Below are 17,750 nucleotides of genomic sequence, written 5' to 3' on the forward strand. Positions count from 1 at the left end.
TGATGCCGAAGTTGTTTCCTGTCCATGTTCGTGATGATTTTCTTGATTTGGTGTGCTCCGGCGCGTCCGTCAGTGAGGCTGCACGGCGTGTCGGAGCCTCGCGCGGGACCGGGAAGAAGTGGTGGGCCGAGTCTGGTCAGATGACGCTGAGCATCTCGGCCCATGGCGGCCTGGCAGATCCTGCCCCGTCCGTGGAGGTCTCCTGCGGGCGGGCACTAAGCGAAGCCGAGAGGGGGATGATCCAGATGGGCCGGCAAGCCGGGATGAGCTACGCGAAGATCGGTGCGGCCATCGGACGGGACAAGTCCGTCATCTGGCGGGAGGTCAACCGCAACTGTGACGCCGAGGGCAGGTACAACGCTAAAGTCGCGCACACCAGAGCCCATCAGGCACGCCGCCGGCCCAAGCCCTTCAAGCTCATCGAGGACGAGGATTTGTGCCGGCTGATCGCGGTGTGGATGGACGATGGGTGGAGTCCGAAGCTGATCTCGTCGATGCTGGCGTTTTACTTTGCCGGTGACCAGACTATGCAGGTGAGCCACGAGACGATCTACCAGGCCCTGTATGTCCAAACCCGCGGAAGCCTGCGGAAAGACCTGGCCGAAAACCTCAGCCTGAAACGTAAACAACGCATCCCCCACACCGCCGACCGGCTCAAGAGCAGCCCCTACAAGGAGGCGTTCAAGATCAGCGAACGCCCCGCCGAGGTCCAGGACCGGGCGGTCCCCGGGCACTGGGAAGGTGACTTGATCATCGGTTCTGACGGGACCGCGATCGGCACTCTCGTGGAGCGCTCAACCCGGTTCACGATCCTGCTGCACCTGCCCGGGGACCATACCGCCGAAACCGTCGCCGCCGCGATGATCCGGGAAATGGCGAACCTCCCGGAGCACCTGCGCCGCTCGATCACCTGGGACCGCGGCACAGAACTCGCCGGCTACGCGAAGATCCAGACCGCGCTGGAAACCACGCTCTATTTCTGCGACCCGCACTCGCCCTGGCAGCGCGGCACCAATGAAAACACCAACCGGCTCCTGCGGTTCTGGTTCGAAAAAGGCTCCGACCTCTCGGCCCATACCCCTGAGGACCTCAACCGCATCGCGGCAAAGCTCAACCGCCGCCCCCGACCGACCCTCAACCTCGATACCCCAGCCAACCGGCTAAACCAGCTGCTGCAAGCGGCCTAACCACCCCGCGTTGCTCCCACCACTTGACATTGCCAGTGTTTAAGTCGGCATATCTGGACAAAAACTCTTGGGTCAGGTGCGGTTCATCTCCAGGGAGATGGCTTCGGCCGCCTCGCGGAGGACGGGCACGGCTTTGTCCGCGAAGTGCTCGTCAACGCGGGACACGGGACCGGAAACCGAAATGGCAGTGGGGGTAGGGGCGTTGGGCACCGCCATGGCGAAGCAGCGGACACCCAGTTCCTGCTCCTCCTCGTCGATGGAGTAGCCGCGTTCCCGGATGAGCTTAAGATCGGCCAGGAGGTCATCGACGTCGCCGATGCTCTTGGGCGTGGGGGTGGGCATCCCGGCACGGGTGACGATGCCGCGGACCACGTCGTCGTCCAACTGGGCCAGGATGGCCTTGCCGACGCCGGTGGCATGGGTATGGGCACGCCGGCCCACCTCAGTGAACATGCGCATGGCATGGAGCGAGGGCACCTGCGCCACGTAGATGACCATGTCCGAGTCGAGCACCGCCATGTTGGACGTCTCCCCCAGCCGGTCCACGAGGGTTTTGAGCTGCGGCCGCGCCACGGCGCCAAGCTGCTTGTTGGCCCCCTCGCCGAGCCTGATGAGCCGCGGGCCCAGGGCGTAGCGCCGGTTGGGCAGCTGGCGGATATAGCCAAGCGATACCAGGGTGCGCAGCAGGCGGTGGATGGTGGGCAGCGGCAGGTCGGTGGACGACGACAACTCGCTGAGGGTGACGTCGCCGCCGGCGTCTGTAATCAGTTCCAGCAGTTCGAAGACGCGCTCAACGGACTGCACGCCTCCAGCGGCTTTTTCAGCCATGACCAGTCTCCTGTGGACTCGGATTCCGACAAGTCTTATCCGCATCGTGAAAAGAATTGCCCTAGAAGTCCCAAGATACAGCACAACCCGGGCAGGCGCGATGAATGGCAGCACGGGCTTGTATTTCCACAAAGTAGATAATAATATCCATAATACGAAAACATTCGGATTGGAACAGAAGCCCACTGGGCCCAACAGGAGGACATTCAATGGCGAACCCGAGCCCCGGAAATTCCATCACCCTGCGCGTGGAAGCACCCTCAAGCTTCAGCGCCACAAGCGAGCTCGCTGCGGCAGTAGGTGCAGCCGGCGCTGCCATCACTGCCCTGGACGTCACCGAGTCCCATCACGAGACCCTGGTTGTGGACGTCACCTGCAACACCACTGACGACGAGCACGCCGGCCGGGTCAAGGACGCCCTTAACGCGCTCGACGGCGTCACGGTCCAGCACGTCTCGGACCGCACCTTCCTGATGCACCTGGGCGGCAAGCTCGAAGTCGTCCCCAAGGTAGCCCTGCGCAACCGCGACGACCTCTCCCGCGCCTACACTCCCGGCGTCGCCCGTGTCTGCCTTGCCATTGCCGAAGATCCGTCGGCAGCCCGCAACCTGACGGTCAAGCGCAACACCATCGCCGTCGTCACGGACGGCTCGGCCGTGCTGGGCCTGGGCAACATCGGCCCGGCGGCCGCCCTGCCCGTCATGGAGGGCAAGGCCGCGCTGTTCAAGCAGTTCGCCAACGTGGATGCCTGGCCGGTCTGCCTGGACACCCAGGACACCGAGGAAATCATCAGCATCGTCAAGGCCCTGGCCCCCGTCTACGGCGGCGTGAACCTTGAGGACATCGCAGCCCCGCGCTGCTTCGAAATCGAGAACCGCCTCCGCGAGGAACTGGACATCCCGGTGTTCCACGACGACCAGCACGGCACCGCAATCGTCACCCTCGCCGCCCTTGTCAACGCCCTGCGTGTGGTGGGCAAGAAGCTGTCCGAGGTCCGCATTGTGGTCTCCGGCGTGGGCGCTGCCGGTTCCGCCATCATCCAGCTCCTCAAGGCCCAGGGCGCCCAGCACATCATTGCGGCCGGCCGCTCCGGCGCCATCCACTCAGGGCAGGAATATGGGGACGAACACCGCAGCTGGATCGCCGCGAACACCAACCAGGAAGGCTTCGACGGCACCCTGCACGAGGCCCTCGTGGGTGCGGACGTGTTCATCGGCGTCAGCGCCCCGCACGTGATCGGCGAGGAGCAGGTGGCGGCGATGGCTCAGGATGCCATCGTGTTTGCCATGGCCAACCCCACGCCGGAGATCGATCCGGTGGTCGCGGCACGCCATGCCGCCGTGGTGGCCACCGGGCGCAGCGACTTCCCCAACCAGATCAACAACGTGCTGGCGTTCCCCGGCTTCTTCCGCGGGCTGCTCGACGCCGGAGCCTCGGACATCACTCCGGAGATGCTGGTGGCCGCCGCGGACGCCATTGCCAACCGGGTAGCTGACGAAGAGCTCAATGCCAGCTACATTATCCCCAGCGTCTTCGACCCCCATGTTGCCGCCGATGTTGCCTCAGCTGTTGCTGCGGCCGCCCACGCAGCAAACGTGGCCACCGCGGTTGAACCGGCTGAAGCCGCGGCTCCCGAAGCCGCCCTGGCCAGCGCCTGATTCACTGCCTGACTGCAAGCCACAAGGAAAGGACCAGAAATGGCCATCACTGTCACAGATCCCCGGCCGATCGACCGCGCGGAGGAGATCCTCACCCCCAAGGCGCTGGCCTTCATTGAGGAACTTCACACCCGCTTTGCCGGCACCCGCAACGAGCTCCTGGCGGCCCGTGCCGTCAAGCGCCAGCGGGTGGCCGAGACCGGAAAGCTGGACTTCCTGCCGGAGACCCAGGACGTGCGCGACGGCGACTGGAAAGTTGCGCCCGCACCCGCACCGCTGCAGGACCGCCGGGTTGAAATGACCGGGCCCGCCTCGCCGGCGAAGATGGCCATCAATGCCCTGAATTCCGGCGCCAGTGTGTGGCTCGCGGACCTCGAGGATGCCAGCACCCCCACCTGGGGCAACGTCATCGACGCCATCCTCAACCTCCGCGACGCCGCCCAGGGCACCCTCAGCTACACCTCGGACGAGGGCAAGGAGTACAGGCTCCGCACCGACGCGCCGCTCGCCGTCGTGGTGGCCCGCCCCCGCGGCTGGCACATGCCCGAAAAGCACCTGCTCATCAATGATCAACCCGCGGTGGGCGCCCTCGTGGACTTCGGCCTGCACTTCTTCCACGTGGCCAAGCAGCTGGTCCTCAACGGCCAGGGCCCGTACTACTACCTGCCCAAAATGGAGAGCCACCTCGAGGCGCGGCTGTGGAACGACGTCTTTGTCTTCGCGCAGGACTACCTGGGCCTGGGCCAGGGGACCGTCCGCGCCACCGTCCTGATCGAGACTATCCCGGCCGCTTTCGAAATGGACGAGATCCTTTACGAACTGCGGGACCACGCCTCCGGCCTGAACGCCGGCCGCTGGGACTACCTGTTCAGCATCATCAAGTACTTCCGGGACGCCGGGGAGGAGTTTGTGCTGCCGGACCGCGCGTCGGTGGCAATGACGGCTCCGTTCATGCGCGCCTACACCGAGCTGCTGGTCAAGACCTGCCACAAGCGCGGTGCCTTCGCCATGGGCGGCATGGCCGCCGTCATCCCCAACCGCCGCCACCCTGAGGTGACCGAGGCCGCGTTCGCCAAGGTCCGCGCGGACAAGACCCGTGAGGCCAACGACGGGTTCGACGGCTCCTGGGTTGCGCACCCGGACCTGGTGCCCACCTGCCGGGAAGTATTCGACTCCGTCCTGGGCGACAAGCCCAACCAGCTGGACAAGCAGCGCCCCGAGGTTTCCGTCACGGCAGAGCAGCTGCTGGACGTCACCTCTGCCGACGGCCAGGTCACCGAGGCAGGACTCCGGCTGAACCTGGACGTCGCCGTGGCCTACACCGCGGTGTGGCTGTCCGGAAACGGCGCTGTTGCCATCCACAACCTCATGGAGGATGCCGCCACGGCGGAAATCTCCCGCTCGCAGGTATGGCAGCAGATCCGCAACAAGTCGGTCCTTGCGGACACGGGCAATACCGTGACCCGCGAGCTGGTGGAGCGGATCCTGGGCGAGGAAACCGAGCGGCTGCGCACCGAATTCGGCGACGAAGCCTTCCGCCGCTACTACCAGCCCGCCAGCGAACTGATTGCGGACATCTGCCTCTCGGAGGACTACACGGACTTCCTCACCACCCCGGCCTACGAACTGGTGGGCTGAGGCATGGCGGAAACACCCCGGCCGTCGTTGTCCGCGAGGGATCTGGCTACCATCGACGGGCAGCTCGCCGCCACGGACCGCCTGCTTGAGCGGAACTACCCGGGCGACGACGGCTCCCGCCAGCCCGTCCATACCGTGTACGTCCCCGCGGACCGCTTCACGGCGTCGTTGGCTGCTGACTGGGGCGGGCAGGCGATGGCGACGGCGGCCGCGCACGGCGGGCTGGAACGCCTCGGTACGCTGCTGGGCCAGGACAACGCGCTGGCGGAAGCCGTGGCGCCCCGTGTCGAGGCCAAGCTGGCAAACGAACCGATCGAAGACCTTCGGCTCGATTTCGAGGACGGCTTTGGGGACAGGGGCGACGACGCCGAGGACGCTGCAGCAGTTGCCGCAGCATCCGCGGTGGCCACCGCCGTCGCGGCCGGGTCCGCTCCCCCGTTTATCGGCATCCGGTTCAAGTGCTTCGAGGCACCCACCAGGGCCCGCGGGCTCCGGACGCTGGACCTCTTCGTCTCCGGACTCGCCGCGGCCGGCGAACTGCCCGAGGGCCTGGTCCTGACCCTGCCCAAGGTCACCACGGTGGCCCAGGTCCAGGCCATGGACTTCGCGGTCTCCAGGCTGGAGGAGATCCATTCCCTCCCCGCCGGCCGGCTCCGCTTCGAAGTCCAGGTGGAGACCCCCCAGCTCATCCTGGGTCCGGACGGCACGTCCCCGGTGGCGCAACTGCCGCACGCCGTGCCCGGCCGGATCAGCGGCCTGCACTACGGCACGTACGACTACTCCGCATCACTGCAGATCTCGGCCGAATACCAGTCCATGGAGCACCCGGTGGCGGACTTCGCCAAGGAAGTCATGCAGCTTGCGGTTGCCGGCACCGGCATCCGGCTCTCTGACGGGTCCACCAACATCATCCCGGTGGGCGACAACGTGGAGAACGCCTGGCAGCTGCACGGCCGGCTGGTCCGGCGGTCGCTGGAACGCGGCTTTTACCAGGGCTGGGACCTGCACCCCGCCCAGCTGCCCAGCAGGTTCGCGGCCACCTACGCCTTCTACCGGCAGGGCCTTCCGGCCGCCGCAGCCCGGCTGCGCAACTACGTGGAACAAACCGAAGGCGGCGTCATGGACGAACCCGCCACAGCCCGCGCCCTGGCAGCGTTCGTCCTGCGCGGCGTCCAGTGCGGCGCCGTCGGTGCGGATGAAGTCCAGGCGCTGGCCGGCGTCGGAATTCCGCAGCTGACTGCGCTGGCGCACCCACGGCTCGCCACCACTTCCAACTCCTAGTTAAGGATCACTTTTCATGGGCAAGTACTACTCCCCCACCGGCGGACTGCCGCCGCAGACGCACCTGACCACCGAGCGCGCCATCGTCACCGAGGCGTACACGGTGATCCCCAAGGGCGTCATGACGGACATTGTCACCTCCAACCTTCCCGGTTTCTCGAACACCCGGTCCTGGATCATCGCCCGTCCCATCTCCGGCTTCGCCACCACGTTCTCGCAGCTGATCGTGGAGATCGGCCCGGGCGGCGGCGCCCCGAAAGCTGAATTCGAAGCCGGTGTTGAAGGCGTCATTTTCGTGACCCGCGGCAAGGTGAACCTCACCCTGCACGGTGAACTGCACCAGCTTGAGGAAGGCGGCTACGCCTACCTGGCTGCCGGTTCCGAGTGGGGCCTGGAGAACGTTTCCGACGACGTCGTCTCCTTCCACTGGATCCGCAAGGCCTACGAGCGCCTTGAGGGCTACGAGGCCAAGTCCTTCGTCACCAACGAAAAGGACGTGGAGCCCACCGCGATGCCGGACACCGACGGCGCCTGGAAGACCACCCGCTTCACGGACTCCAGCGACCTGGCCCACGACATGCAGGTGAACATCGTGACGTTCCAGCCCGGCGGCGTCATCCCGTTCCCCGAAACCCACGTCATGGAACACGGCCTCTACGTCCTTGAGGGCAAGGCCATGTACCTGCTCAACAACGACTGGGTGGAGGTGGAGGCCGGCGACTTCATGTGGCTGCGCGCCTTCTGCCCGCAGGCCTGTTACGCCGGCGGACCGGGCGAGTTCCGCTACCTGCTGTACAAGGACATGAACCGCCAGGTCCGCCTCACCTAAGCACCGGGTCCCTCCCAACTGCGTCGCAGCACATGTCGTATTGGGCGCCCAAAAGGACATGTGCTGCTACCCAGTTGGGGGAAAATGGGTGGCATGGGCACAAACCGGGTCCGCGGATGGAGGGTCGCTGCGGCAGCCCTGTGCGTGGTCCTGCTGGCCGGATCCTCTGCCGGCTGCATCGGCGTACCGGACCCGCCTGAGCCGGAGCCGCCCGCAGCCTTTGCGCTGCTGGAGGCTTTCAGCGCGCGGATGCTGGCCGAAGGAGCCCCTGCCGTCCTGATCGCCGCGAGGAACGGGACCACCACCTGGACCCATGCCGCCGGCGTACGGAGCCTGGACTCGGGCGAGCCTGCCGCGGTGTCCGATCCCGTCCGCGTGGGTGGCATCACCGAATCCTTCATCGCAGCCTCGGTGATGAAGCTTGTTGCGGAGGGCACGCTTGACCTGGACAGCCAGGCAAGCCGCTACCTGCCGGAGTTTGGAAGCGTCCTCCAACCGCCCGGCCCCGTGAGCGTCCGGCAGCTCCTGACCCACGAATCAGGAATCCCCGACTTCACGGTCCCCCTGCTGGCCTCCGGAAGCTGGGCGCAGACGATGAACCGGCCGCTCAGCCTTGAACAGCAACTGGACCTGGCGGCCACCGTGCCATGGGACGGCCGGCTGGCGCGGATCTTCGACTATTCCCGCACCAACTACGCAGCCCTTGCCCTGATCGTTGAGCGGCTCCGCGGCGAAAGGATCGAGGACGTCCTGGCCGCGGACATCTCCCGCCCCCTGGGCCTGGCGGCGACCCGGATGGGCGGTCCCCCACCCACGGGCATGGTCCACGGGTACGTCATCCTCGAGGGCAGGCGTACAGATGCGAGCACGCCGGCCTGGCAGGCTGCGTCCCCCTCCACCGGCGCAGTCTCCACCGTGGAGGAAGTGAACAGGTTCTACGCCGCGCTCCTGCAGGGCCGGCTTCTCCCCCCGGACAGCGTGACGGCCATGAAGGGCGGCTACTCCCAGTACTACGGCTTTGCCCTGCGGCGCTGGAACAACACCTGCAACAACCGCTTCTATTACGGCCTTCCCGGTGACACCGACGGCTACGGAATGGTCGCCATGACCAGCGAGGACGGCAGGAGCCAGCTGGCGATAGCTGTCGCCTACCCTCCCGCGCCGCCCACCCTGGAGGCCAACCCGCTGATCCAGGAGATGCAGGACGTTGCACAGGAAGCCCTCAACAGCCTGTGCTGAAGGCTTCCTGCCGGGCTTCCCGCTTGGGAGTCCGTTTGAGGCTTAAGCCCCCGGGTTCAGGACCACCTTGATGCAGCCGTCCTCTTTCTTCTGGAACTTCTCGTACAGGGCGGGCGCGCCTTCCAGCCCCGAACGGTGGGTGACCAGGTCCATCACGCCCAGCGGATCGGCGTCGTCCTCCACCAGCGGCAGAATGTCATCAGTCCAGCGGCGAACGTTGCACTGCCCCATCCGGACCTGGATCTGCTTGTCGAACATGGTCAGCAACGGCATGGGGCTGGCCTGGCCGCCGTACACGCCGCTCAGGGACAGAGTCCCGCCGCGGCGGACGGCGTCAATCGAGGTGTGAAGTACGGCAAGGCGGTCCACGCCGGCCGTCTCCATCGCCTTCTGCGCCAGCTTGTCCGGCAGGAGTCCGAGGGCCTGGTGGGCGAAGCCGGCAACAGGGGAACCATGGGCTTCCATGCCGACGGCGTCAATCACCGCGTCCGGGCCCCTTCCGGCTGTCATGTCCCGCAGCTGGTCCGCCACGCCCTTGCCGTAGTCGAGTGTTTCGACGCCGTGCCGTTCCGCCATTGCGCGGCGTTCGGGGACTGGGTCCACCCCGATGACCCGGAGCCCCCGCTGCACACCGATCCGGGTGGCGAACTGGCCTACCGGTCCCAGCCCAAACACGGCCAGGGTGCCTCCGGCCGGGACGTCCGCGTATTCCACGCCCTGCCAGGCTGTGGGGAGGATGTCCGAGAGGAACAGGTACCGCTCGTCCGGAAGATCACTCCCCACTTTCACCGGACCGTAATCGGCGTGCGGCACGCGCAGGTACTCGGCCTGGCCGCCGGGAACAGAACCGTACAGTTCCGAGAAGCCAAAGAGGGCTGCGCCGGAACCCTTGCTCTTGACCTGGGTGGTTTCGCACTGGGACTGCAGGCCCAGCCCGCACATGAAGCAGTGGCCGCAGGAGATGTTGAAGGGAACCACCACACGGTCGCCCTTGCGGAGGTTGGTGACAGCGCTGCCCACCTCTTCAACGATGCCCATCGGTTCATGGCCGATCACATCGCCCTTGTGCATGTACGGCCCCAGGACCTCGTACAGGTGCAGGTCCGAGCCGCAGATGGCCGTGGAGGTAATGCGGACAATCGCGTCGGTGGGTTCCTGGATCACGGGATCAGGTACTTCTTCCACGCTTACCGAGCGTTTTCCTTGCCAGGTCAGTGCTTTCACGATTCGCCTTCCGGTGGTGTTGCCTTCTGTCCGGGCCGGAGCCCATAGATCGACGGTATCGGCTTCGGCAGAAAAAAGTAAGCAAGCTGACTAAAGTCTTGTCCTTGTGGCCCGGGGCTTCTAGCGTAGGAAGGGCCAGATCCCGAGAAACGCGCGAAAGAGGAACGCCATGACGCTCTACCAGCCGGAACCGGTTGAGATCTCCACCCGCATGCGGCCCGGCGAGTGGACGGAAGAGAGCCTGGAGGCGCTCGTTGGCACGTACCACGCCCGGATCATGGAGATGGGCGCCAATATGGCGGAAGTGAGCACGGACATTGAGCGGAACGACGACGGGTCCGTCAAGGTGGCCGTGGTGTGGAACAAGCCTGCCAATGCGGGCGACGAGGACGCCGTCACCGGCGGGCAAACGGTCTGAGCCGGACTCAGGGCAGTCTTTATGTACTTCCGAGCAGCCTGCCAAGGGCGCTTGAGGGCAGGTTCCGCAGGAGGTCCCGCGGTCCTTCGTAGACCTCTACCGCCCCCGCATCCCGGAGTTCGCCGGCGCTGACTCCCCCGCACGTCACGCCGATCGCCGGGATTGCCAGGGCGGCCGCAGCCTGCATGTCCCAGACGGCGTCCCCGACATAGACGGCGTCCGCGGCCTGGACGTCGATGGCCTCCAGGGCCGCCACGAGGATGTCCGGGGCCGGCTTGCTGTTCTTCGCATCATTGGCGCTGGTGGCGGCGTCGATGAAGGCTTCGGCGTCCAGGATGGACTTCATGACCTCCAGGTCCTTCCTGCGCGCCGAGGAGGCCAGTGCAACGGCCAGCCCTCCGGCGTGGCATCGGGCAAGCAGGTCCTTCACCCCGTCAAAGGCCCGGAGCGAGGGCCAGTGGGACGCATAAAGCGCCCCGTGGCTGGCCAGGATCTCCGGGTCGAGGGCGCGGTCCCGCCCTCCGGGCAGGAGGCTGTCCACCAGGCGGTCGCCGCCCATGCCCACATGGCGGTGGATGGAGGCCATCGGGACGTCATAGCCCTGCTCCCGGAAGGCGCCCCACCAGGAAACCGTGTGGATGTAGGACGAATCGATCAGGGTGCCGTCAACATCAAAAAGAACCCCCCGGCGTCGTCCGCCAGGGGGTACAAGGCTGTGGGACACCATCAGCTGACCGCTGCCCGCTTTGCCGCCGGCGCCTTCTTCTGGCGGGCGGCGTCTTCCTTTGCGGAACTCACAGGGCGGACGCGTTCCCGGAGGACCGTTCCTGCGCCACCGTGGCTTTTGTCCCGGATCAGGCCGGTCCCTGCAATTTCCCGCGCCATGGCCACACCGGCAACGGCAGCCCTTTTCGTGGGAAAGGTGACCGAGATGGCCATCAGGCTCCCGGCTCCATCCAACATCCTTACCCTGTAGCCGCCGTCAGGCGCATCCACGAGCTCAAAATATCCGGCCATTCGTATCACTCCTCCGTCAGTCACCGCGTTGTGCTTTGTCAGGAGCACTGAGGTGTTAGTAAGTATACTTATCTCTTCTGCGAAGGAGAAGCCACCCCTGGCCGCGCCGCCTCAGCACGGTCCCGCCGTCTCCGGCGGAATGGGGGTGTCACTTCGGCGAACCGTATCCTGATGCAGCTCCAGGGCGCTAGTCACAAGGGCAAAGTGGCTGAAAGCCTGCGGGGTATTGCCCAGCTGCCGGCCCGCCTTCACCGCCCATTCCTCACTCAGCAGCCCCACGTCGTTCCGCAATTCCAGCAGCCGCTCGAAAAGCTCCCGGGATTCCTCGTGCCGGCCCGCACCCAGGAGTGCCTCCACCAGCCAGAAGGAGCAGGCCAGGAAAACGCCCTCATCCCCCGGCAGGCCGTCGTCGCTCTCCGCGGGACGGTACCGCAGGACAAACCCGTCCTCGGTGAGCTCACGCTGGACCGCATCGATGGTCCCGATCACCCGGGGATCATCCGGCGGCAGGAAGCCGACGCGCGGTATCAGGAGGAGGCTGGCGTCCAGCTCCGGCCGTCCGTAGGACTGGACGAAGGTATTGCGGGCAGCGTCAAAACCGTTGGCCATGACGTCCTGGTGGATGGTGTCCCGCAGCCGCTCCCAGCGTTCCACCGGTCCTGGCAGCCCGGACTCGCGGACGCCTTTGACCATCCGGTCCGCGGCTACCCAGGCCATCACCTTTGAGTGCGTGAAATGGCGGCGGGGCCCGCGCATCTCCCACAGCCCGTTATCCGGCTGGTCCCAGATCTTCTCAAGGTGCTCCATCAGGGAAAGCTGGACGTCCCACGATTCATCCGGATGCGTCAGCAGCGAGTTCCGGGTCAGTGCCAGGCAGTCCAGCACCTCGCCCCACACATCGAGCTGCAGCTGCTCCGCAGCCCCGTTGCCGATCCGCACCGGGGACGAATTTTCGTAGCCCTTCAGCCACGGCAGCTCCATCTCGGGCAGGCGGCGCTCCCCGTGGATGCCGTACATAATCTGCAGGTCGGCGGGGTCGCCGGCCACCGCGCGGAGCAGCCAGTCCCGCCACGCCGCCGCTTCGGCCGTGTAACCGGCAGCCATGAGGGCCTGCAGCGTCATGGTGGCGTCCCGCAGCCAGCAGTACCGGTAGTCCCAGTTGCGGGGGCCGCCCAGTTGCTCGGGCAGGGACGTGGTCACGGCCGCCACGATGCCGCCGGTGGGGGCGTAGGTCAGCGCCTTCAGGGTCACCAGGGACCGCATCACCGCTTCCTGGTACTTCCCCTTCACCGTGCACTGGGAAGACCAGCCGCGCCAGAAGGCACAGGTGGTGCCAAGGACTTCTTCCGCGTCCACGCTGTGCGGCCGGCCCACGTGGCTGGGCGCCCAGGTGAGGACAAACGGGACCCGCTCCCCGGCGCTGACGGTGAAGTCGCTGACCGTGTGCATGTTTTCTCCGTGGAGCGGCGCAGGTGTCACAAGATAGACGGCGTCCGGACCGGCGATGGCGTGCAGGCCCAGCCTGTCGCTGCGGACCCAGGGAATGATGTGGCCGTAGTCAAAGCGGAGCACCAGCTCGCTGTGCATCCTGACGCTCCCGCTGACGCCCTCGACAATGCGGACGATGTCCGCCACGGAGTCGCGGGGCGGCATGAAGTCGATGACGCGAACCGTTCCTTCGGGTGTTTCCCATTCCGTCTCAAGCACCAGGGTGCCGTCCCGGTAGCCCCGCCGGGTGCATTGCCCGGCGCCTTCGGGGGCCAGCAGCCAGCGTCCCGCGTCAGGGGTGTCCAGCAGGGCATTGAAGCAGGCCGGGGAATCGAACCGGGGAAGGCACAGCCAGTCGATGGATCCTTCCTTGCTGATCAAGGCCCCGGTTTGGAGGTCGCCTACAACTGCATAATCCTCGATGCGCGCCATGTCCTTACCCTGCCACAGTCCGCCCGGCGGTGACGGGCACAATTCGATGTAGCCTGCAGTCATGGCCATCCACATCGGCACCTCCGGCTGGAGTTATGACCACTGGGAGAACGTCCTCTATCCGCCCGGGCTCCCGGCGAAGGACAGGCTCCAGCATTACGTCGGGCGGTTCAGCACTGTCGAGCTCAATGCCAGCTTCTACCGCTGGCCGCGGGACACCACCTTTGCGGGCTGGAACCGGCGCTTGCCTGACGGCTTCAGCATGTCGGTCAAGGCCCCGCGCGGCCTAACGCACGCCCGGAAGCTGTACCAGCCGGAGGTATGGGTGGAGCGCATTGAACGGTGCTGGCACGAGCTCGGCGACAAGCGGGCAGTCCTCCTGGTCCAGCTGCCGCCCGGCATGGAACGGGACGACGCCCGGCTGGACTATTTCCTGGCGAGGATTCCGGAGTGGATCCGGGTGGCTGTGGAGTTCCGGCACGCCAGCTGGGATTGCGGCGATGTCTACACCCTGCTGGAGCGGCACCAGGCCGCCTACTGCATCATGAGCGGCGCCAACCTCCCCTGCATCCTGCGTACTACGGCCCCGTTCACATACGTGCGGCTGCATGGCCCCGACCACCAGCACCTCTCGGCAGGCTCCTACTCGGACGCCGACCTGCACTGGTGGGCAGACCGGATCCGCGAATGGTCCGGCAGCGGCCTGGACGTCTATGCGTATTTCAATAACGACGGCGGCGGCCACGCCGTGCGCAACGCTGAGACCCTGCGGTGGATCCTTGGGGAGGGATGACGTCACGGAGGAGCGGCAAGGACCAGGGTAGCTACGCGTGGTTCAGCCTGTGGCAGAGTGGTTCCATGGACACGGCCCCCCAGACTCCGCCACAGAACGCAGCAACACCACCGGACCCGGACAGGAAGGACGAGCTTTCCGGCAACACGGTGTTCAAGCTTGCCCACCGGATTTCCGACGGCGTCAACGGTGTGCGCATCCAGCTGGCCAAACGCTGGAAGTTCGTGCCGCAGACCATTGCCTACCAGGGTTACGGATCCACCAGCCTGGTGCGCGTCCTGGGCCGGGTCCTGCTGACCCAGAAGCCCCTGCCGGGAAGCAAGGCAGAGCACGCAGCCAAGAACGGCAACCAGAACGTGCGCGGCTGGCGGGCCTTCACCAGCGTTCCCCTGCAGTTCACCGACGTCGAAATCACCATCGGCGATGTTGTCACCCACGTCCGGGCGGACAGGGGCGGGCTGATCGACACGGAAGTGGCTGTCCAGCTGGAGCCCGGCTGGCACACCGCGGTCCTGCGCGCCGAGGGCACCGAGCCCGTCGAAGCCAGGATCCGGGTCATCGCACCGGACGTGAAGTTCGGGATCGTGTCCGATATTGATGACACCGTCATGGTGACGGCCCTGCCCCGGCCGTTCCTGGCCCTGTGGAACACGTTCGTGTTGAGCGAGCGGGCCCGCATGGCAACACCGGGCATGGCTGTCCTGCTGGACCGGCTCACGGTGGAGCACCCGGACGCACCGGTGGTCTACCTTTCCACCGGCCCGTGGAACGCCGCCCCCACGCTGGCGCGCTTCCTGACCCGGAACATGTATCCGTCCGGGGCACTGCTGCTCACCGACTGGGGCCTTACCCAGGACCGGTGGTTCCGCAGCGGCCAGGACCACAAGCACCGCAACCTTGAGCGGCTCGCCAAGGAATTCCCGGACATGCAGTGGCTCCTGATCGGCGACAACGGCCAGCATGACGAAGCCATCTATTCCGGCTTCTCGCAGGAGCACCCGGACAAGGTGGCCGCTATCGCCATCCGCCAGCTGTCCGTCAGCGAATCGGTGTTCGCCGGCGGCCACTCCGAGGACGGGGACCATACCGCGTCCCAGGTCCCGTGGATCTACTCACCGGACGGCGCCGGCATCGCCAAACAGCTCACGGCCCTGGACCTTCTCTAGGCGCTGGCACCCACGGCGGGAACGTCGTCGTCGGGCATCTCACTGACAACTGCTCCGGCGTCCCTGGGCGCGGCGGCCATGCCGTCACCCACCATGGCCTCGGCAATCGCACTGCCCGCGGCGGCGGCGAGGTCACGCTCCTCGATGAGTTCCTGGAGCCAGAAGTAGGAGGCCTTCGGCGTCCGTTCCAGGGTTTCGAAGTCCACGTGCAGGAGTCCGAAGGGCTGTTTGTAGCCTGCGGACCATTCGAAGTTGTCCAGGAGCGACCAGACGTAGTAGCCCCGAAGGTCCACGGAGGCAGCCTCCCCGCCCGGGGCCGTTGCCCTCAGTGCGGCTTCGAGGTGGTCCGAGAGGTACTTGAGCCGCCGCTCGTCCGGGATGAACCTGGTGTTGGTGGACTTGTCCCGGACGATGATGTCCTCGAAGCTGGCCCCGCCCTCGGTGAGGATGACGGGCGGAAGGTTGGGGTACCGTTCGCCCATCTCCTTCAGCGCCACGGCCATGTACTCCGGCTTCACCGGCCAGCCGTAGGCGGTGATGTCCGCCTCAGGCCAGGTTTCAACGTGGAACGGTGTTCCGCCGTTGCCGGCGGCGCTCAGGTCGCTGCCCATGGCTTCGGCCATGCTGGCGGGCACCGCTCCCCCGCCCGGCCCTACTGCCACTTTCGTGGGCATGTAGTAGTTGAGGCCGTAGAAGTCCAGGGGCTGGGAGATGAGCTCCATGTCCTCGTCCGGGTGTTCGAAGGAGCTGAAGAACTTGGCCGCACGGATCAGGTCCGGGTATTTTCCGGTCAGCACGGGGTCCGCGTACAGCCGGTTCTGAGCCAGGTCCATCAGCCCGGCGCTGATCCTGTCCAGCGGGTTGATGGAGTTCGGCACCATGGGCGAGTAGACGTTGGTCATGCCGATCTCCCCCGGCACCTTGGCGGCGCGCAGGGCCTGGACAGCGAGGCCGTGCCCCAGCAGCTGGTGGTGCACCGTGGGGAAGGCACCCAGCAGCAGTTCTTTGCCGGGTGAATGCAGTCCAAGCGTGTAGCCGTTGGTGCTGACCGTGGCAGGTTCGTTGATGGTCACCCAGCGCGCCACCCTGTCACCGAATTCCTCTGCGAGGATGGCAGCGTACTCGCCCAGGCGGTAAGCTGTGTCCCGGTTCATCCAGCCGCCGGCTTCGTCCAGCGCCAGCGGAGTGTCCCAGTGGTAGATGGTTGCCATGGGGGAAATGCCGTTGGCCAGCAGTTCGTCCAGCAGCCTGTCGTAGAACGCCAGGCCGGCGCGGTTGGCCGGCCCGCGCCCGGTCGGCTGGATGCGCGGCCACGCAAAGGAGAACCGGTAGGAGTCCACGCCCAACTGCTTCATGAGCGCAACGTCCTGGGGCATGCGGTGGTAATGGTCGGTGGCAATCACGGGGCTGTCGTTGTCCACGATGGCACCGTCCTTGGCCGCGAAGACATCCCAGCCTGCCGGACCCCGCCCGTCCTCATCCAGCGCGCCTTCGATCTGGAAGGCTGCCGTAGCCACGCCCAACGTAAATCCGGACGGAATCAGGGCAGCGAGTTCTTTGGCGGTGATATGCATCTGCGGGCCTTTTGTAACGGAGCGTAAATAAAGTACGTCTCAGGATGGCACAGCTCCGGGCGCCTGACGAGCAAAACGGTATCCTCCGCCGGGCCTGTCCCCAATGGCGCTGCTACTGGGAGCCGAACAGGAACTCCTTGGCATGCGCCACCGCTTTGCGGAAGGCGTCGTTCCGGAGGGTCGCCAGCTGTTCCGTGTCTCCGTCGGCTGGTTCCAGGTAGCCGGTATAGCCGGGGCGCAATACCCAGATGTCGCCCGCCGGCGGCAGGTAGAACACGCCAAAGGACCGCTGCTGCATCTCATCGGCCGTCCACACCGGCACCACGGCCAGCGCGGCGCCGGTGGCAGGGTTGATCCATTGCGCGCGGGGCAGCGGCTGCTCGTGCGCTTCGGGGTCCAGGAAGGGGGCAGTGCCGGCACCCCAGCGTTGTTCAAAGCGCTCGTGGAATGCCGGGATCAGGTGTGAATCGTATCGGCGCCAGTCGCTCATCCGGTTCTCCGCCTCCTCGCGGTGTTGTTGTTGTGTTCCGGTCCCCGTGTGTTCCATTCCCCATGCGTTCCATACCCCGCGTGTTCCATTTCCTGGGGGACCGCTTAGGGTCAGGCCCAAAGTTCCAGCGTCAGGCCCAGGGCCCGCTCTCCCACCGCACCGGGGTGGCCCTGATGACGGGACCCGGTGATCCGCGGGGGCTGCGCACCTTCCGGACGGGAATCGACTGCCCGGCGGAGGCCCGCTGCTTGTCATAGGCGGCGCGCCGCTCCGGATCCCTGAGGACGTCGTAGGCCTGCATGATCTGGAGGAGCTCCCCTTCCGGGGAAGTACCGCCGTCGATGTCGGGGTGGTGGCTGCGCATCAGTGCCCGGTAGGCGCGCGAGATTTCCTGTTGGCTGGCCTCGGGCTGGACCCGCAGGGTGTCGTAGTAGTCGGGGGTGCTTGTCATGGTGCCCTTTTCCGCTCCGCGGGCGACGCCTCCGGGG

Annotated in this window: 17 protein-coding genes; 9 read left to right on the forward strand and 8 right to left on the reverse strand. The window is 66.2% G+C overall.

Annotated features, from left to right (window positions below):
- The first annotated feature begins 2 nt into the window (after window positions 1-2).
- Entirely contained in the window at window positions 3-1,187 is a 1,185-nt protein-coding gene (locus ABRP28_RS11905) for an IS30 family transposase (RefSeq protein ID WP_374152828.1), read from the forward strand.
- A gap of 72 nt (window positions 1,188-1,259) precedes the next feature.
- On the opposite strand, the gene ABRP28_RS11910 is transcribed toward ABRP28_RS11905, so the two are convergent.
- Window positions 1,260-2,015 carry an IclR family transcriptional regulator gene (locus tag ABRP28_RS11910; RefSeq protein WP_066279009.1) on the reverse strand — a complete coding sequence of 252 codons (756 nt, stop codon included), beginning with the start codon at window positions 2,013-2,015 and terminating at the stop codon, window positions 1,260-1,262.
- A gap of 209 nt (window positions 2,016-2,224) precedes the next feature.
- Here ABRP28_RS11910 and ABRP28_RS11915 point away from each other — a divergent pair, with 209 nt between their 5' ends.
- The 5 genes from ABRP28_RS11915 (at window position 2,225) to ABRP28_RS11935 (ending at window position 8,660) form a co-directional block, all read left to right on the forward strand.
- Window positions 2,225-3,673 carry an NAD-dependent malic enzyme gene (locus tag ABRP28_RS11915; protein ID WP_350005519.1) on the forward strand — a complete coding sequence of 483 codons (1,449 nt, stop codon included), beginning with the start codon at window positions 2,225-2,227 and terminating at the stop codon, window positions 3,671-3,673.
- A 39-nt stretch (window positions 3,674-3,712) separates the two neighbouring features.
- Window positions 3,713-5,311 (forward strand): malate synthase A, encoded by a 1,599-nt coding sequence (gene aceB, locus ABRP28_RS11920; RefSeq protein WP_350005521.1) that lies wholly within the window; start codon window positions 3,713-3,715, stop codon window positions 5,309-5,311.
- 3 nt (window positions 5,312-5,314) lie between these two features.
- Window positions 5,315-6,592 (forward strand): aldolase, encoded by a 1,278-nt coding sequence (locus ABRP28_RS11925; protein WP_350005523.1) that lies wholly within the window; start codon window positions 5,315-5,317, stop codon window positions 6,590-6,592.
- A 16-nt stretch (window positions 6,593-6,608) separates the two neighbouring features.
- The gene (locus ABRP28_RS11930) at window positions 6,609-7,421 is read left to right on the forward strand and encodes a bifunctional allantoicase/(S)-ureidoglycine aminohydrolase (protein ID WP_350005525.1); all 813 of its coding nucleotides are present in this window, start codon (window positions 6,609-6,611) and stop codon (window positions 7,419-7,421) included.
- Between the two features lie 93 nt (window positions 7,422-7,514).
- Complete coding sequence (locus ABRP28_RS11935; RefSeq protein WP_350005527.1) at window positions 7,515-8,660, forward strand: serine hydrolase domain-containing protein; 1,146 nt, start codon at window positions 7,515-7,517, stop codon at window positions 8,658-8,660.
- Window positions 8,661-8,702: 42 nt separating this feature from the next.
- Here the strand turns inward: ABRP28_RS11935 and ABRP28_RS11940 are convergent, their stop codons facing one another.
- Window positions 8,703-9,884, reverse strand: coding sequence for a zinc-dependent alcohol dehydrogenase (locus ABRP28_RS11940; protein WP_350005531.1), 1,182 nt, complete (start codon window positions 9,882-9,884; stop codon window positions 8,703-8,705).
- A 169-nt stretch (window positions 9,885-10,053) separates the two neighbouring features.
- Here ABRP28_RS11940 and ABRP28_RS11945 point away from each other — a divergent pair, with 169 nt between their 5' ends.
- Window positions 10,054-10,302, forward strand: coding sequence for a hypothetical protein (locus tag ABRP28_RS11945; protein ID WP_350005533.1), 249 nt, complete (start codon window positions 10,054-10,056; stop codon window positions 10,300-10,302).
- A 19-nt stretch (window positions 10,303-10,321) separates the two neighbouring features.
- Here the strand turns inward: ABRP28_RS11945 and ABRP28_RS11950 are convergent, their stop codons facing one another.
- The 3 genes from ABRP28_RS11950 to ABRP28_RS11960 form a co-directional block, all read right to left on the reverse strand.
- Entirely contained in the window at window positions 10,322-11,029 is a 708-nt protein-coding gene (locus ABRP28_RS11950) for an HAD family hydrolase (RefSeq protein WP_350005535.1), read from the reverse strand.
- Entirely contained in the window at window positions 11,029-11,319 is a 291-nt protein-coding gene (locus ABRP28_RS11955; RefSeq protein ID WP_350005539.1) for a hypothetical protein, read from the reverse strand. Before ABRP28_RS11955 ends, ABRP28_RS11950 begins: the two co-directional genes overlap by 1 nt.
- 111 nt (window positions 11,320-11,430) lie before the next feature.
- Window positions 11,431-13,239: a glycoside hydrolase family 15 protein gene (locus ABRP28_RS11960; protein WP_350005649.1), complete on the reverse strand. Its 1,809-nt coding sequence runs from the start codon at window positions 13,237-13,239 to the stop codon at window positions 11,431-11,433.
- A 61-nt stretch (window positions 13,240-13,300) separates the two neighbouring features.
- Between ABRP28_RS11960 and ABRP28_RS11965 the strand changes: the two genes are divergently transcribed.
- A complete protein-coding gene (locus ABRP28_RS11965) occupies window positions 13,301-14,032 on the forward strand; it encodes a DUF72 domain-containing protein (RefSeq protein ID WP_350005541.1) in 732 nt (243 codons plus the stop codon).
- Between the two features lie 65 nt (window positions 14,033-14,097).
- Window positions 14,098-15,198 carry a phosphatase domain-containing protein gene (locus ABRP28_RS11970; RefSeq protein ID WP_350005543.1) on the forward strand — a complete coding sequence of 367 codons (1,101 nt, stop codon included), beginning with the start codon at window positions 14,098-14,100 and terminating at the stop codon, window positions 15,196-15,198.
- On the opposite strand, the gene ABRP28_RS11975 is transcribed toward ABRP28_RS11970, so the two are convergent.
- The 3 genes from ABRP28_RS11975 to ABRP28_RS11985 form a co-directional block, all read right to left on the reverse strand.
- Window positions 15,195-16,772, reverse strand: a complete 1,578-nt coding sequence (locus ABRP28_RS11975) for a family 1 glycosylhydrolase (protein WP_350005545.1) — start codon at window positions 16,770-16,772, stop codon at window positions 15,195-15,197. The genes ABRP28_RS11970 and ABRP28_RS11975 overlap by 4 nt on opposite strands.
- 112 nt (window positions 16,773-16,884) lie before the next feature.
- The gene (locus tag ABRP28_RS11980) at window positions 16,885-17,262 is read right to left on the reverse strand and encodes a hypothetical protein (RefSeq protein WP_350005651.1); all 378 of its coding nucleotides are present in this window, start codon (window positions 17,260-17,262) and stop codon (window positions 16,885-16,887) included.
- A gap of 130 nt (window positions 17,263-17,392) precedes the next feature.
- Entirely contained in the window at window positions 17,393-17,713 is a 321-nt protein-coding gene (locus ABRP28_RS11985) for a J domain-containing protein (protein WP_350005547.1), read from the reverse strand.
- Window positions 17,714-17,750 lie beyond the last annotated feature (37 nt).

This window comes from Pseudarthrobacter sp. WHRI 8279 (genome assembly GCF_040224115.2).
Lineage (GTDB): Bacteria > Actinomycetota > Actinomycetes > Actinomycetales > Micrococcaceae > Arthrobacter.

Excerpts from the sequence above, each read along its gene's own strand:
- ABRP28_RS11930 (WP_350005525.1), top strand. The coding sequence starts at position 6,609 with ATGGGCAAGTACTACTCCCCCACCGGCGGACTGCCGCCGCAGACGCAC.
- ABRP28_RS11970 (WP_350005543.1), top strand. The coding sequence starts at position 14,098 with ATGGACACGGCCCCCCAGACTCCGCCACAGAACGCAGCAACACCACCG.
- ABRP28_RS11925 (WP_350005523.1), top strand. The coding sequence starts at position 5,315 with ATGGCGGAAACACCCCGGCCGTCGTTGTCCGCGAGGGATCTGGCTACC.
- ABRP28_RS11985 (WP_350005547.1), bottom strand. The coding sequence starts at position 17,713 with ATGACAAGCACCCCCGACTACTACGACACCCTGCGGGTCCAGCCCGAG.
- ABRP28_RS11950 (WP_350005535.1), bottom strand. The coding sequence starts at position 11,029 with ATGGTGTCCCACAGCCTTGTACCCCCTGGCGGACGACGCCGGGGGGTT.
- ABRP28_RS11910 (WP_066279009.1), bottom strand. The coding sequence starts at position 2,015 with ATGGCTGAAAAAGCCGCTGGAGGCGTGCAGTCCGTTGAGCGCGTCTTC.
- ABRP28_RS11945 (WP_350005533.1), top strand. The coding sequence starts at position 10,054 with ATGACGCTCTACCAGCCGGAACCGGTTGAGATCTCCACCCGCATGCGG.
- ABRP28_RS11980 (WP_350005651.1), bottom strand. The coding sequence starts at position 17,262 with ATGAGCGACTGGCGCCGATACGATTCACACCTGATCCCGGCATTCCAC.
- ABRP28_RS11955 (WP_350005539.1), bottom strand. The coding sequence starts at position 11,319 with ATGGCCGGATATTTTGAGCTCGTGGATGCGCCTGACGGCGGCTACAGG.
- aceB (WP_350005521.1), top strand. The coding sequence starts at position 3,713 with ATGGCCATCACTGTCACAGATCCCCGGCCGATCGACCGCGCGGAGGAG.
- ABRP28_RS11975 (WP_350005545.1), bottom strand. The coding sequence starts at position 16,772 with ATGCATATCACCGCCAAAGAACTCGCTGCCCTGATTCCGTCCGGATTT.
- ABRP28_RS11915 (WP_350005519.1), top strand. The coding sequence starts at position 2,225 with ATGGCGAACCCGAGCCCCGGAAATTCCATCACCCTGCGCGTGGAAGCA.
- ABRP28_RS11905 (WP_374152828.1), top strand. The coding sequence starts at position 3 with ATGCCGAAGTTGTTTCCTGTCCATGTTCGTGATGATTTTCTTGATTTG.
- ABRP28_RS11960 (WP_350005649.1), bottom strand. The coding sequence starts at position 13,239 with ATGGCGCGCATCGAGGATTATGCAGTTGTAGGCGACCTCCAAACCGGG.
- ABRP28_RS11965 (WP_350005541.1), top strand. The coding sequence starts at position 13,301 with ATGGCCATCCACATCGGCACCTCCGGCTGGAGTTATGACCACTGGGAG.
- ABRP28_RS11935 (WP_350005527.1), top strand. The coding sequence starts at position 7,515 with ATGGGCACAAACCGGGTCCGCGGATGGAGGGTCGCTGCGGCAGCCCTG.